The 14,858-nt window shown below is 28.3% G+C and carries 13 protein-coding genes; 6 read left to right on the top strand and 7 right to left on the bottom strand.

What is annotated here, in order from left to right; all coding sequences use genetic code 11:
- Nucleotides 1-24 precede the first annotated feature (24 nt).
- Both P4S50_RS17590 and P4S50_RS17585 read left to right on the top strand, forming a co-directional pair.
- Nucleotides 25-897 (top strand): class I SAM-dependent methyltransferase, encoded by an 873-nt coding sequence (locus tag P4S50_RS17590; RefSeq protein WP_277732126.1) that lies wholly within the window; start codon nucleotides 25-27, stop codon nucleotides 895-897.
- Nucleotides 882-1,565, top strand: coding sequence for an RluA family pseudouridine synthase (locus tag P4S50_RS17585; protein ID WP_277732125.1), 684 nt, complete (start codon nucleotides 882-884; stop codon nucleotides 1,563-1,565). The genes P4S50_RS17590 and P4S50_RS17585 overlap by 16 nt, the downstream gene beginning before the upstream one ends.
- 653 nt (nucleotides 1,566-2,218) lie before the next feature.
- Here the strand turns inward: P4S50_RS17585 and P4S50_RS17580 are convergent.
- The gene (locus tag P4S50_RS17580) at nucleotides 2,219-3,478 is read right to left on the bottom strand and encodes a dicarboxylate/amino acid:cation symporter (protein WP_277732124.1); all 1,260 of its coding nucleotides are present in this window, start codon (nucleotides 3,476-3,478) and stop codon (nucleotides 2,219-2,221) included.
- 220 nt (nucleotides 3,479-3,698) lie between these two features.
- Nucleotides 3,699-4,586: a TMEM165/GDT1 family protein gene (locus tag P4S50_RS17575; RefSeq protein WP_277732123.1), complete on the bottom strand. Its 888-nt coding sequence runs from the start codon at nucleotides 4,584-4,586 to the stop codon at nucleotides 3,699-3,701.
- 282 nt (nucleotides 4,587-4,868) lie between these two features.
- Here P4S50_RS17575 and P4S50_RS17570 point away from each other — a divergent pair, with 282 nt between their 5' ends.
- Both P4S50_RS17570 and P4S50_RS17565 read left to right on the top strand, forming a co-directional pair.
- Nucleotides 4,869-5,564, top strand: a complete 696-nt coding sequence (locus P4S50_RS17570) for a peptide arginase family protein (protein WP_277732122.1) — start codon at nucleotides 4,869-4,871, stop codon at nucleotides 5,562-5,564.
- Nucleotides 5,565-5,630: 66 nt separating this feature from the next.
- Nucleotides 5,631-6,128 (top strand): SEC-C metal-binding domain-containing protein, encoded by a 498-nt coding sequence (locus tag P4S50_RS17565; RefSeq protein WP_277732121.1) that lies wholly within the window; start codon nucleotides 5,631-5,633, stop codon nucleotides 6,126-6,128.
- A gap of 2 nt (nucleotides 6,129-6,130) precedes the next feature.
- On the opposite strand, the gene P4S50_RS17560 is transcribed toward P4S50_RS17565, so the two are convergent.
- On the bottom strand, nucleotides 6,131-7,186 hold the full coding sequence (locus tag P4S50_RS17560; protein WP_277732120.1) for a GGDEF domain-containing protein: 1,056 nt from the start codon (nucleotides 7,184-7,186) through the stop codon (nucleotides 6,131-6,133).
- 172 nt (nucleotides 7,187-7,358) lie between these two features.
- Between P4S50_RS17560 and P4S50_RS17555 the strand changes: the two genes are divergently transcribed.
- Nucleotides 7,359-7,532 carry a hypothetical protein gene (locus P4S50_RS17555; protein ID WP_277732119.1) on the top strand — a complete coding sequence of 58 codons (174 nt, stop codon included), beginning with the start codon at nucleotides 7,359-7,361 and terminating at the stop codon, nucleotides 7,530-7,532.
- Between the two features lies 1 nt (nucleotide 7,533).
- Nucleotides 7,534-9,546: a methyl-accepting chemotaxis protein gene (locus P4S50_RS17550; protein ID WP_277732118.1), complete on the top strand. Its 2,013-nt coding sequence runs from the start codon at nucleotides 7,534-7,536 to the stop codon at nucleotides 9,544-9,546.
- A gap of 104 nt (nucleotides 9,547-9,650) precedes the next feature.
- Here P4S50_RS17550 and P4S50_RS17545 read toward each other — a convergent pair whose 3' ends face one another.
- From P4S50_RS17545 to pepV, 4 genes are all read right to left on the bottom strand, one after another.
- A complete protein-coding gene (locus tag P4S50_RS17545; RefSeq protein WP_277732117.1) occupies nucleotides 9,651-10,571 on the bottom strand; it encodes a pseudouridine-5'-phosphate glycosidase in 921 nt (306 codons plus the stop codon).
- Nucleotides 10,565-11,668 carry a PfkB family carbohydrate kinase gene (locus P4S50_RS17540; RefSeq protein WP_334305557.1) on the bottom strand — a complete coding sequence of 368 codons (1,104 nt, stop codon included), beginning with the start codon at nucleotides 11,666-11,668 and terminating at the stop codon, nucleotides 10,565-10,567. Before P4S50_RS17540 ends, P4S50_RS17545 begins: the two co-directional genes overlap by 7 nt.
- A 127-nt stretch (nucleotides 11,669-11,795) precedes the next feature.
- A complete protein-coding gene (locus P4S50_RS17535; protein WP_277732115.1) occupies nucleotides 11,796-13,199 on the bottom strand; it encodes a YfcC family protein in 1,404 nt (467 codons plus the stop codon).
- Between the two features lie 31 nt (nucleotides 13,200-13,230).
- Nucleotides 13,231-14,565, bottom strand: a complete 1,335-nt coding sequence (gene pepV, locus P4S50_RS17530; RefSeq protein ID WP_277732114.1) for a dipeptidase PepV — start codon at nucleotides 14,563-14,565, stop codon at nucleotides 13,231-13,233.
- Between the last annotated feature and the right edge of the window lie 293 nt (nucleotides 14,566-14,858).

The following is a 14,858-nucleotide window of genomic DNA, read 5'->3' as shown; positions in this document are numbered from 1 at the left end:
TAAATATTAGGAGGTCAAAAGTTAATGATGTTACTTGCAAATGAATGGAAAGATTATGAATTAATAGATACTGGAGATGGAGAAAAATTAGAAAGATGGGGAGAATATGTATTAAGAAGACCAGATCCTCAGATAATATGGCCACTTCAAGATGAAAGGGGTTTATGGAAAAAGCCACACGGACACTACCACAGAAGCAATAGAGGTGGAGGCGAATGGGAATATAAAAAGAAAACACCTGAAAAATGGACTATAAAATACAAAGACTTATCTTTTTACATAAAACCTACAGGATTTAAGCATACAGGTTTATTCCCAGAACAAGCTGCTAACTGGGATTGGATAATAAATAAAATACAAAAAGCTAATAGACCTATAAAAGTTCTTAACTTATTTGCCTATACAGGTGGAGCAACAGTTGCATCAGCTTATGGAGGAGCTGCTGAAGTTTGTCACGTAGATGCTGCAAAGGGAATGGTTAACTGGGCTAAAGAAAATGTTCATCTATCTGGACTTGGTGATAGAAAAGTAAGATTTATAGTAGATGATGTATTTAAATTTGTTCAAAGAGAGATAAGAAGAGGAAGAAAGTACGATGCTATAATAATGGATCCTCCATCTTATGGAAGAGGACCTGGAGGAGAAGTTTGGAAGATAGAAGAAAAGTTATGTGAATTTATACAGCTTTGTATGAACGTATTATCAGATGATCCACTATTCTTACTTGTAAACTCATATACATCAGGATTCTCACCAGTGGTTATAGAAAATATATTAAGATCATCTATAGGACAAAAATATGATGGAAAAATAACATCTGGAGAAATAGGCATACCTGTAACTGAAACGGGATATGTTCTTCCATGTGGAATATTGGGAAGATGGGAGTCAAAATAATGAATATCTTATATGAAGATAATCATATAATAGTAGCTGAGAAAGCCGTTAATATATTGTCACAAGCTGACAATACTAATGATAAAGATATGCTATCTATTACAAAACAGTATATAAAAGAAAAGTATAACAAGCCTGGAAATGTATATTTAGGACTTGTACATAGACTAGATAGACCTGTTGGAGGATGCATGGTGTTTGCTAGAACATCAAAAGCGGCATCAAGACTTTCAGAACAAGTTAGAAATAGAAGCTTTGAAAAAACTTATTTAGCTGTAATAAGAGGGACTTTAAATGATACACATGGAACATTAAAAGACTACTTATACAAGGATACTAGAACTAATATGTCTAGAGTTGTAAATAAGAATTTTAAAGGAGCTAAGGAAGCTATTCTAGATTATGAAGTTTTAGGTTACGATAAAAACTTAAGCTTAGTTAAAATAAAACTAAAAACAGGAAGACCGCATCAAATAAGAGTTCAATTTTCAAGTAGAGGAAATGCATTATATGGAGATCAACGATATGGTGAAGATGTAAACAAGCATGGACAGCAAATTGCACTTTGGTCTTATGAAATGGGAATTACGCATCCTACACTTAAAGAGCCTATGAAATTTAGATGTATGCCACCTAAAGAATATCCTTGGAGCTTATTTGATATATAAATATATAGACTAAAAAATATGACTTTAATGGCAAAATGGTGCTTATTAAAATACCGCAAATGTGTTAAATATTTCTATAAAACTATGTAGTACATCTTTTTAAATATACTAAAAGTTCTGAACTCCCGTTGGTCAGACAACGAACTTTTTTAACGTATATTTAAACGATGTAATACAAGTTTTATAGAGAAATATTTAAATCATTTGCTAACATTTTAAGTAAGCACTATTTTTTAGTTATACTCTCTATTCAAAGTATTTAATATTTATGTATTCGGATGGGTTGAGGTAAGACTAAATTTTATAATATAGTAAAACTATAATTAAAACTGTCTATGAAAATGTTAGTGAATGCTTTTAGATATTTTGACTAATGTAACTTAGTTTTAGGCGTTTAATAATACGTTAAGAAATTTGCGTGTTTGACCATAGGGAGTTCGTAAATTTTAGGATTATTAATAAGGCAAAAGCTTAGTTATATTCAAAATATCGTTGCATTCACGGTATTTTCATAGATAGTTTTGATAACCCACAAAGCATAAAAATAGCTACCCAGATTTCGCTTGTGCGAAGTTTAGGTAGCTACTGATTTAAATATTGGGTAAAAAATTTAAGTTATTTTAGAATTCTTTCATTCTTATATTTTGATTTAACTATTTAGCTAAAGCTTTCATTTCTTCTTTTTGCTTTAGATTCTCTATTATAACAGCACAAGATGCATCTCCTGTTATATTTACTGCCGTTCTTAACATATCAAATATTCTATCTAATCCAAATAACAGTGGAAGACCTTCAACAGGTATATTAGCAGCAAGTAAAACCGCAACAACTAATAAAGAAGGACCAGGTACACCAGCTTGACCTATAGAACCTACAGTTGCAGTAAGTATTATTGCTACATACGATGCCATAGTAAGTTCTATTCCAAAATATTGAGCAAAGAATACTGCTACAAGAGCATAGTATATAGAGTTACCATCCATGTTTATAGTAGCTCCAAGTGGAAGGACGAAAGAGGTTACTTCTTTAGACACTCCAAGTTCATCTTCACAAGTCTCTGTAGTTATAGGAAGTGTTCCCATAGAAGAAGCTGAAGAAAAAGCTACTGAAAAAGGCTTCATAACCTTTTTTATAAATAAAGATGGAGATACCTTAGAAAACATACCTACCATTGTAGGATAAAATACAAATGTATGAATAGCAAGAGCTACTATATAAACTCCGAATAACTTAAATATAGGTTTTAAAGAATCGAATCCAAATGTAGCTATTGAATAAACCATAAGAGCAAATACTCCAACTGGAGCAAATAATAATACTTTATTTATAACCCAGATAAGTGCATCTGTTATACAATCAAATACTTTTAATATAAACTCTTTTTTCTCTTCATTAAGACTAGATATACCAAATCCTAAAAATAAGCTGAAAAATAGTATTTGAAGCATATTACCATCTACAAGTGCTTTTATAGGATTAGTTGGTATTATTCCTTTAATAGTTTCCCAGAATCCAGGTAATGATCCTTTATCAGCATATTCATTAGAAAACATTGATGTTATAGAGCTATCAACACCTACTCCAGGTTGAGTTAAATTACCTATTATTAAAGCAAGTACAACTGCAAATGCTGTTGTAAACATATAATAAGCGAATGTAGTTCCTCCTATTTTTCCTGCAGATTTAGTGTTACCAATAGATGCTGCACCAGATATTATAGATGTTGCAACTAAAGGTATAACTACCATTTTAAGAAGTTGCATAAATATATCTCCTAGGTTAGAGCAAATATTTGATGCAAAAAACATTCCAACATTAGTCTTATAGATAAAATATCCAACGACTATTCCAAGTATCATAGAAATAATTATCATTAGTCCTAAGTTTTCAGATAAAGATTTAGATTTTTTCATAAAAATTTCTCCTTTTAAATTCATTAGTATAGAATTATTATAATTATTGCAATTAACTTTTTTAAGTATAACATAACTTAAACTTAATTTAAATAAGAAAAAATAAAAAAATATTAACTTAATTAAGCGAAAGGCTCTTGAATATAAAAAAAGAAGATGCACTATTGCATCTTCTTTTTTGCTTGTCTATATAATATTTATATTAACATCAAATGAATTTTTAATCTTTATTTTTTTTATAACTATTATGAACCTTTTCGTAAAGATTTACATGCATATATTTTAAACTCTCTAGGTATTTTATAACACTTCCTAGATAAGGAATATTTTCACCTAAATACTCTTTTTCTATTTTAATTCTTTCTTGATTTATTGGACATGATTCTATGTGACCTTGTCCACAGTTTTTGCATTTAGTTAAAACTTTCGCTAGTTTTTCTTCATAATATCTATCTTTTTGTATTATATTCCATCTGAAAATAAGAAGTATCAACAATATGAGTATTATAAAATAGCATATTATATTAAGAGGGGTTATATATATAGCTGGAAGATATGTATAGAGACCAATTGTACCGAAGAACATAAATACAAAAGATGCTATTATTTTCATTGTTACTTCAGGTATTTTTTTACCTAATAATTTTCCAACTATAATACCAAGACCACCAGTAACTATCATACCAGTTACAGTTCCAAGTAAAACCAATAAAGGATAACTAGAATTAGCTCCAAGTGTCATAGCTGTAAGTTGTGTTTTATCTCCAAGTTCCCCAATAAAAAAAGCAAAAGCTACAGTAAATATAGGTCCATACTTAGAATCTATATCTTCGTCTTCATCATCTCCAATATCAAGTCTTAAAGACCATAGACCGAAGAATATAAATAATAAAGATGCAAACAACTGAACCTGCTCTATTGGAACTAATTTACTTATATAGTTACCAAGAGCTATAGCTAGTCCATGATTTAAAAAAGCACCTATAAATATGCCCACAAGTACATACAATGGTTTAAATTTTGATGCAAAGGCAAGGGCTAAAAGTTGAGTTTTATCTCCCATTTCAGCTAATGTTATTAAAACAAAAGCTTTAATAAATTCATTCAAAAAAAATTCCTCCTTAGTAAACGTATAAATATATAATATAATAGTTTATAATGATTAAGAAATTATATAGAATATCTCTATTATTATATTCTATAAATAAATATATACAACCTTTTTATTCTATATGAAATTATATAATCTTAAATACATTAAGTAAGATTGCTGAAAGAACTAAATTTGCAACTATTTTGAGCAACGGAGTCCGTAGGACTCGTTGGCGACATGAGCTATGAGATAGCATAAAGCGAATTTTTTAATAATATAAAAAATGGAGTGAGATACATGAATTACTATACAGGATTTTTTATAGATAAACCAATAGGAAATAATATATTTTCTCATAAAGAGAGAACTCAAAAGAATATATATGTTGCACCATTAAAAAATGGAACATTAGATGATGTGAAAATAGGAAAAAATATAGCTTTTTGTGAAATTGAATTCGATAAAGAGATAAAGAATTTTGGTCTTGAAAATTTTATTAAATATGATTTTAATGGAAAGGATATATACATATTCGATAATCACAATCATGCATTCTATTTTTGGATAAAATCACTAAAAAACAAGAAATTTAAACAAGGAATAAAGCTAATTCATATAGATCAACATAAAGATATGAGAGAACCTGAAGAATATATAAAAAATATAGAGGATATGGAAGAGGTATTTAATTACACTAATTTCAAACTTAATGTAGGGAATTTTATAAAGCCTGCATTAAATATTGGGATATTTTCTGAAGTATTTATAATGGATAATTTGAGTAGTTTTAGTGAAGAAATAGATGAAGAAATAGTTCTTGATATAGATTTGGATATATTCTCCAAAGATATGGACTATATAGATTATAACTTGAAGGTATCTAAAATTAGAGAATTGATAAGTAAATCTAATGTAATAACCATAGCTACAAGCCCATTTTTTATAAATCAAGAATATGCAATAAATGTATTAAGAGATATATTCAAAATTTGATTGAAATTAAAAATATATTTGATATAATTAATATTTAGGTAATTTATTAATTAAGGAGGAACAATTATGAGTTTATTCGAAAAATGGCAGCAATTAGCTGAGAATCATACAAGTGAGCAAGAGGAAGTTAAGTTTTGGGAAGATTATTTAAAAGCAGAAAGTGGAGTATACAACAAAATTTTAAATGATAAAAAGGATGTAATAAAAGGAAACGTTGCTGATTTAGCTAAAGAATACGGAATTAGTGAAGAATACTTCATGGGATTTTTAGATGGAATTAGCGAAAGTACAAAAAATGAAATTAAATTAGAAAATATGGAATCAGACAGTGAAGTTACTGTAGAAATAGATTTTGAAAAATTATATTATAACATGAATGCAGTAGAAGCTCATTGGTTATATAACCTAGAAGGATGGAATGATATATTAACTGCAGAAAAAAGAAAAGAAATACAAAAGAAGTACAAGTCTTCTAAAACTATAGTTAAAGAAGAAAAAATAGGAAGAAATGATCCTTGCCCTTGTAATAGTGGTAAGAAATATAAGAAGTGTTGTGGAAAATAAGCCTAATATTTAGGCTTATTTTTTTTATCTTCATACATTTTCTTATCTATAAGTTTAAAAATATCATGTAAGGATGTATTTTCATTAAATATAATCTCTTGCATACCTACTCCAAATGAAATAATATCTTTTAAAGATTCTCTTATTTGTGCTATTCTAATTTGAGCTATATTCAAATCTATATCCTTTAGAAGTATCAAAAATTCATCACCACCGCATCTTGCAAATAAATCATCTTTTCGTATAAAGGTTCTAACTGTATCTGAAAATATCTTTAATATATTATTTCCTTGGTGGTGTCCAAAGTTATCATTTATATATTTAAAATTATTTAGATCTATAAGAATTAATACACACTTAGAATTTAGATGTATCTTATTAAATTTTGATTCAAAGTACTTTATATTCATAGTCTTCGTCAAATAATCATAGTGAGCATTATTATTTAATTCGTATAAGAGATTTATAAATTTTAAAGATCGATCCATTTGAGATTTTATAAACTTAGCAATCTTTAAATCATACTTTGAAAAAGTATTATATGGTTCTGATAAATGTATATTTATTATACCTGAAAATTTAGTATCAATATGAATTGGAATACATAAAGTTGATTTTATATCTAAGGAATCTATGTTGATCAATTCATTATATCTATTAAAATTTAAATAAACATCTTTGCAGTGTTTTTGATTATGTATTATACATGGGTTTTTAAATTTTTCATAATGATATAAATCTTTTATTTTAAAAGACATATCTTTTATTTGTTTAAAATCGTAACCTATTACAGCTTTATATTCCATAATATCATCGTATTCGTTATAAACTAAAAAAGATGCTTTTGAGCTCTTTTTTATTATTTTCAATAATTCTTTAAGTATAAAAAAATATATATCTTCTATATTATCTGAGGAGAGAGTCTCTCCACTTATATTATAGATAAAATTATTGAGTTTATGAATGTTTTTAAATTTAGACAGCAACTGTACATTTATATATATTGCAGTTATTGATAAATTAACTAATAAAAGTATAAATAAGAGTTCAATAAGCATATTTTACCACCTTTTCAATAAAATAGTTATCAAGAACTATTTTAACATATTTTACTATAAAATGTTTAATCTAAATTATTTATCATATATTACTCAAATTAATACAAAAAAATACAAAAAAATGTTAATATATAGATATAATATGATAAAAAATAGAATTGGAGGAAATGGTATGTACAAATTAAAATTTATTCATGATGATGATTTGACTATTAAAGAATTTGAAACAAAAAAGGAAATGGATTCTTATATAGACAAAAACAATATAAATAAAGTTTGGCATCAAGTAGAGAAAATAAATAGGGTTATACCAAATTTAAAAGAGGACAAAGAGCAAGGAGAATAAAATGTTTAGAAAGTTTAATAATATAAGATTTAAAATACTTACAATCCCATTAATAATTATGTTTATGATAATATCAACTATATCTTTTATAAATATAAATATTGCTAAAACAAGGTTGATAGACCAGATGGAGCTTGATGGAGTTAATTTAGCAAAGCAAATATTTAACCAAATTAAAAACAATGAGGAATCTATAAAAATTATAAATGGAAATATAGAAAATGATATAAGAAATTTAGGAGAGTTTATATCAGGCAATTATGCAACTATAAATAATGAGTATTTAGTTAATATAGCAAATACATTTAAAGTAGACGAAATAAATGTAACAAATTCTAATGGAGATGTAATATATTCTAACCTTGAAAGTAGTGTAGGAGCTCATTTTGGAGAAGATCATATATCATCTACTGTACAATATGGAAATGATAATGAATTTATGGAGAAGATAAGAAAATCTAGAGAGACAGATGATTATTATAAATATGGATATGTAAAAATTTCTAATGGAGGGATGATACAGGTAGGAATACTTGCAAATACAGTAGAAAATTTAAAAAGAAATCTTAGTATAGAAAGTTTATTAGATAAACTAGCTAATGAAGAGAATATAGAATCTGTATTTTTAGTAGATAAAAATTATACAATAACAAGTTCTTCTAACAAAGAGGATATAGGAACTATAGTAAAAAGTGAACAATTAAGATCAGCCATAGATAATCAAGAAATTCATTCTAGTAAATACCATGATAATGATTTAAATAGGGATGTATACGATATAACAGTTCCTATGCATAAAGATGACGTAAATATAGGGTCTTTAGATATATCTATATCTATGGATAATATTAACAAGGCTATAGCTTCAAATATAAGAATGTCTATAATCGTTGGAATAATAGCATTTATAATATCATCTATAATATTTTATACTATCTCAAGCAATATATTAAACGTTATAAAAAATTTGGTTGATTCATCTCAAAAAGTAGCTAGAGGAGAACTTGTAGATGATATAGATATAAAAGCGAATGATGAAACGGGAGTATTATGTAATAACTTTAAAGATATGATAAAGAGTCTTAAATCAATAGTAGACAATGTAAAAGCTCAAGCATCTAGTACAGATGAAATGTCTAATCATTTGACTGGAATATCAAAGGAAATGTCTTTAGGGATTGAAAGTATAGTTTCAGCTATACAAAATATAGCTGATGGAACAACATCTCAGTCATATGGCCTGGAAAATATAAATGAAATACTTAATAATTTCACATACAAACTTACATGTATAATAGATGATATAAAGGATGTTGATTCTAATTCAAAAGAGATAAGTTCAACTATAAGTGACAGTACTGAAAATGTAGAAAAGGTTATATCATCAGTTGAGAATGTGATAATAGTATTCCAAGAACTAATAGAAAAAATAAGTATAGTTGGTCAAGATATAAATGAAATAAATAAAATAACTTTATTAATAAATCAAATAGCAGATCAGACTAATTTATTAGCTCTTAATGCATCTATTGAGGCAGCAAGAGCTGGAGAACAGGGAAGAGGATTTGCAGTTGTAGCTGATGAAATAAGGAAGCTTGCAGAGCAAACTAAGGATTCATCTCAAAATATAAATGAATTAATACAGACAATATCAGGTGCAACTGAAAGTATGATAGAAACTAGTGGTACTGTTAATACTGAACTTTCAAACCAAAAAATAGATATAGACACAGCTATGAATTCATTTAACAAAACTATCTTAGGTATAAATGATATAATACCTAAAATAGATGTAATAAATAAATCTGCTACAAGTCTTAATAATGAAAAAAATATTATACTTGAAAAAATAGAAGAAGCATCTTCTATTGCACAAGAAATATCAGCATCAACTGAGGAAATATCAGCATCGTCAGAGCAAATTAGTGAGTCTGTAAGTCAAGTCTCATCTACTGCGAGTGATTTGACTGATATGACTAAAAATATGACTGATTATATAAATGAGTTTAAATAGATAAAAAAACAGACTGTATCTAAAGATACAGTCTGTTTTTTTGTTTTTGACTTAAATATGATATTGATAAATAGACGAAAGTATCAATTGATTTAAGTAAATTTTTATTTATCTAATTTAGAAAGTTCTACAGCTAGTTTTGCTCCAACTTTTGCATTATTGTAAACTAATTCTATATTAGAATCTAAACTTTTTCCAGCAGTTATTGCTTTAACTTTTCCAAGTAAGAAAGGAGTAGACTCTTTTCCTCTTATTCCTTTTTCATCAGCTTCTTTTAAAGCATCTTCTATAGCACTATTTATAGTGTCGTAGTCCATTTCAAACTCTTCTGGAATAGGGTTAGATACTACAACTCCGCCATTTAAGTTTAAGTCCCATTTAGATTTTAAAGCTAAAGCAAGTTCAGCTGAACTATCTACTTTGTAGTCAACGTTGAATCCGCTTTTTCTAGTATAGAAAGCTGGGAATTCTTGAGTTTGGTAACCTACAACTGGAACACCATTAGTTTCTAGGTACTCTAGAGTTAAACCGATATCTAGTATTGATTTACAACCAGCACATACTACTGCAACATTAGTGTGTGCAAGTTCTTGAAGATCTGCAGATATATCAAAAGTTTGCTGTGCTCCTCTGTGTACTCCACCTATTCCTCCTGTTGCAAATACTTTTATTCCAGCAAGTGCTGCTATTATCATAGTAGATGCAACTGTTGTTGCTCCATCTAATTTTTTAGATACTATAAAAGGTAAGTCTCTTCTACTAGCTTTTAATACAGAATCACTTTTACCTAGATATTCAAGTTCTTCAGCGTTAAGTCCAACCTTTAATTCTCCATTAAGGATTGCTATTGTAGCAGGGATTGCTCCATTTTCTCTTATTATAGACTCAACAGTTTTAGCCATTTCTATATTTTGAGGATAAGGCATACCGTGAGATATTATAGTAGACTCAAGAGCTACTACTGGAGTTCCTTCATCTAATGCTTTTTTCACTTCTGGATTTATTTTTAAATATTTTTCTAACATAATTTCATCTCCCTTAAAGTTTTTTCTATATTTTTAGTTGACATATTTGGATTTATTGTATTCTGATGAGATAGAGCAAGTATAGATGCACTCATCGCAAATTTAGCACTATAAGTTAAATCATATTTATTAATATGGCTATATACTAGGCCTGCTATAAATGCATCTCCAGCGCCTGTAGCATTAACCACATCTACTTCTGGATTTTTTATAATACTAGATTCTTGTTCATTTGCACAAAATACTCCGTCTTTCCCAAGGCTTATAAATATTCTTTTAACGCCTTTATCTAAGAAGTACTTAGCACATTTATCAAGATCATCTTCTGTATTAATCTTTATACCTGAAAGTGATTCTGCTTCATATTTATTGGGCTTTATAGTGTGGAACATTCCTATAAGATCCTTGACTTTCTCACTTTTTTTAGTTGAAACTGTATCTAGGAAAAAATCTACTTCCTTAAAGTTTGATAATAGATACTCAATTACATCCTTTGGCATATTAGTATCTATAACACCTACTTTAGAATTTTTTATTATATTTGATTTTTGTTTTATAAAATCTATGGTTATTTTATCGAAGATATCCATAGAAGCTATAGCTACCTTCATATCACCACTTTCATCTAATATAGATAGATAAGTTGATGTTGCATAATCAGTAGATATTAAACAGTTTTCCATGTCGATTCCAACTAATTTACTTTCTTTTAATATCTTTTCACCGTATATATCCTTACCAAGAGCTGATATTAATTTTGTGTCTACATCCATTTTAACAAGATTCTCTGCTATATTACGGCCTACTCCACCTAGAGATATCTTCATTTGACCTGGATTTGAATCATTCAAAATTAAGTTTTCGTTTGGAAAACCTTGAAGGTCTATATTAGTTCCTCCTATTACGGTTACGTAATCTTCATCTTTTAATATATAGCCTTTTCCTTTTATATAACCCTTTTTACTTAAGTTAGTTATATGAACAGCTACAGAAGATCTAGTTATTCCAAAATAATCAGCAATTTCCTGTTGAGATATCAACGGGTTGTTTCTTATAAATTCTAAAATTTCTTTTTCTCTACTAGTCAAATTAATCACCAAGCTTCTGTTTAGATTATAAACTTTTGTTTACAAAGAGTATAACATACTCTTTTTATTTTTTCAATAATAAATTTAAATATACTTGTATAAAAAAAGACTTCTCGAAAGAGAAGTCTTTTAATATCTATATTACAGCACTTATACCAAGTATTGCTATTACCATAATTAATACTATAAACATAAACTTTAGAACAAATTTAAGCCAAGTATTATAAGGAACTCTAGCTATTGCAAGCCCACCCATGACAACTGCACTTGTTGGAGTTAATAAGTTGACAGTACCAGATGCAGACTGATAAGCTGTTATAACTATATCTCTTGAAACACCAGCAAAGTCGCCAAGAGGCGCCATTATAGGCATTGAAAGTGTAGCAAGTCCTGATGTTGAAGGTATTAAGAATGACATAGGTATATAGAATAAATAAGTAAGAATTGCAAATACAGATGAACCTAGGCCCGATAGAGCTTCTTCTCCTAAATTTAATACTGTATCTGTAATATTACCAGCATTCATAACTACTGTTATACCACGAGATAATCCAACTATTAATGCTACTCCTAAAAGATCTTTAGCACCTGCTACGAATGATGATATCAATTCATCTTCATCCATACCATAAATAAGACCTATTATTATAGCAAAAACTAAGAATAAAGATGTTAGTTCTCCAAACCACCATCCAAGTGTAGGAATAGCAGTTATACCAATATCAGAGAACGGTATAACACCATATATCATTATAGCAAAAGTCAAGCAGAATAAACCTAGAACAAGCTTTCTTTTACTATTAAGTTCAGGAAATTCATTTTCATTATCTTGAGCTAAAAAGTGTTTTTTGTTGTCTTCATACATATTGTAAACTAATGATGTTGAAGGATCAGCTTTAACCTTAGCTGCGTATCTCATTACATATATTATAGCTATTACTTCACCTATAACTAACATAAAGAATCTAAGTCCTATACCAGTACCTAAAGATATACCAGCAAAACCAGATGCTATTCCTGTTGCAAAAGGGTTTACAGTAGATCCTAAAACTCCCATTCCAGCACCTAAAAGTATTACACCAACAGCAGTTAATGTATCATATCCTGCAGCTACAAACACAGGAATAAGAAGAGGATAAAATGCTATAGTTTCCTCAGCCATACCAAAACTTGTTCCTCCAAGTCCAAATAGTACCATTAGAAATGGAATCATTATCTTTTCTCTACCCTGTAGTTTGTGAACTATTCGTGCTATACCAGCATCTATAGCTCCTGTTTTCATTACAACACCTAAAAATCCTCCTATTACAATTACAAACAGAGCTACATCTACAGCTCCGTAAAAACCTTCAATAGGAGATAAAACAACATCTTTAACACCTTGAGGTGTTGGATCTACTAAGTGATATGAGCCCGGTATTGGAGTTTTTTCTGGAGTATAATCATATTTACCAGCTGGAACAATCCAAGTTAGTAGTGCTACAAATATTATTATTGCAAACAATATTGTATAAGCACTTGGCATTTTAAATTTCTTCATAAAGATAACCTCCTTGTAGTCAAATTATTTGCTATTTTGTTAGTTCATATACGGCTTTAGCGTATATTTTAGTTGATTTAATTAAATCTTCTATTTCTATATATTCATTTGCTTGATGCTCAACCTTAGGTCTGTTAGGAAATACTGCTCCAAATGCTACACAGTTATCAATAGCTCTTGCATAAGTAGCTCCTCCAGAAGATAGAGGAGTAGAATCAAGTCCTGTTTCTTCTTCATAAACTTTTTGTAATGTTTTTATTAGAAAGTGATCTGCTGGAACGTATATTGATTTTAAATAATCGTATTCTTCATATTCTAAGTTATACTTAGATAGTTTTTCTTTTAAGGCATTTACTACTGTTTCTTTTTCAACTGTAACTGGAATTCGTATATCAAGTCCTATTTGTTCAATATCTTCATCTATATTTATTTTACCTAGATTTAATGTAAGTTTTCCAGAAGCTTCGTCTTTGCAATTAGGAAGTATATTATCTCCGTTATAAGTTTCTCCTATTATGTTTGCAATGAATTCTATTGAGTTAGACTTTACACCTATATTATTTAGAGCTATACAAAGTCTAGAAATAGCATTTATTCCGTAGTGAGGGTTGCACGCATGAGAACCTTTTCCTATAACGGTTAATGAATTTTCATCAGATGAGTATTCAAAATTTAATCTATCAAGTTCTTTAGACAACTCATCTATTTTATCACCAGAATATGTGATTCTATCTGGAACAGCATTGTAAGCATTTCCTCCGCTTAATTTTACATTAGACGAATTTGAACATTTTATATTAGCTTGTAATAGTCCTTTTTCAGCATTTATCATAGGGAATACAGAATCAGGGGTGAATCCATAAGATGGTATTTCTTCATTTTCAACGTATTTAGAAATTCCTCCCCAAAGATTTTCTTCATCTGTACCAAATATAAATCTTATTCTTTTATTAAATTTAACATCAAGATTCATAAGTGCTTTAACTGCATATATAGCAGCTATTGTAGGTCCTTTATCATCTTGAGTTCCTCTTCCGTATAACTTATTATCTTCTATTACTGCACCATAAGGATCGTGTTTCCAGTCATTTATTTCTCCTTCTGGAACAACGTCAAGATGACCTAGTATACCTATCATTTCATCTCCTTGTCCTATTTCTGCATATCCATAATATCCATCTTTATAGTATGTTTTAAATCCTAAAGATTCACATAAATCTAATGTTTTTCTAAGTGCATTATCGATATTTTCTCCAAATGGAAACTTATCTGTACTATCAGATATTACACTAGGTATTTTTATTATTTCTTGTATAGATTCAATTAAATTGTCTTTAATATTTTCGACACTTAAATCTATATTCATAAAAATCATCTCCTTTTATTATATGATTTTGCTCATTTATGTAAATTTATATACTTAAATGAAATTCCGTTAATAATAGTATATAAATTTTATTCTGTTAAATCAAACACAAAGTTTAAAATTAAGGAAAAAATAGAAAAATATACATAATAAGTGACAATTCAGATAATTACAATTAATTTCAATGTAGAAAAATGTCAGTATAAAAAAATAAAAATCAAGTGCAGTCGACAAATATATATGTCGAATTATAAGGAAAAATTAATGAGGAAAATTAAAACGAAAAAAATAAT

It is taken from the genome of Tepidibacter hydrothermalis (genome assembly GCF_029542625.1).
In the GTDB taxonomy this organism is placed as follows: Bacteria; Bacillota; Clostridia; order Peptostreptococcales; family Peptostreptococcaceae; genus Tepidibacter_A; species Tepidibacter_A hydrothermalis.
The sequence above is the reverse complement of the archived record's forward strand: the minus strand, read 5'-3'. Positions and strand labels throughout refer to the sequence as shown.

Bases quoted from the DNA above. Each gene is read 5' to 3' on its own strand.
- P4S50_RS17590 (WP_277732126.1), top strand. From the start codon at position 25: ATGATGTTACTTGCAAATGAATGGAAAGATTATGAATTAATAGATACT.
- P4S50_RS17585 (WP_277732125.1), top strand. From the start codon at position 882: ATGGGAGTCAAAATAATGAATATCTTATATGAAGATAATCATATAATA.
- P4S50_RS17580 (WP_277732124.1), bottom strand. From the start codon at position 3,478: ATGAAAAAATCTAAATCTTTATCTGAAAACTTAGGACTAATGATAATT.
- P4S50_RS17570 (WP_277732122.1), top strand. From the start codon at position 4,869: ATGAATTACTATACAGGATTTTTTATAGATAAACCAATAGGAAATAAT.
- P4S50_RS17565 (WP_277732121.1), top strand. From the start codon at position 5,631: ATGAGTTTATTCGAAAAATGGCAGCAATTAGCTGAGAATCATACAAGT.
- P4S50_RS17560 (WP_277732120.1), bottom strand. From the start codon at position 7,186: ATGCTTATTGAACTCTTATTTATACTTTTATTAGTTAATTTATCAATA.
- P4S50_RS17555 (WP_277732119.1), top strand. From the start codon at position 7,359: ATGTACAAATTAAAATTTATTCATGATGATGATTTGACTATTAAAGAA.
- P4S50_RS17550 (WP_277732118.1), top strand. From the start codon at position 7,534: ATGTTTAGAAAGTTTAATAATATAAGATTTAAAATACTTACAATCCCA.
- P4S50_RS17545 (WP_277732117.1), bottom strand. From the start codon at position 10,571: ATGTTAGAAAAATATTTAAAAATAAATCCAGAAGTGAAAAAAGCATTA.
- P4S50_RS17535 (WP_277732115.1), bottom strand. From the start codon at position 13,199: ATGAAGAAATTTAAAATGCCAAGTGCTTATACAATATTGTTTGCAATA.
- pepV (WP_277732114.1), bottom strand. From the start codon at position 14,565: ATGAATATAGATTTAAGTGTCGAAAATATTAAAGACAATTTAATTGAA.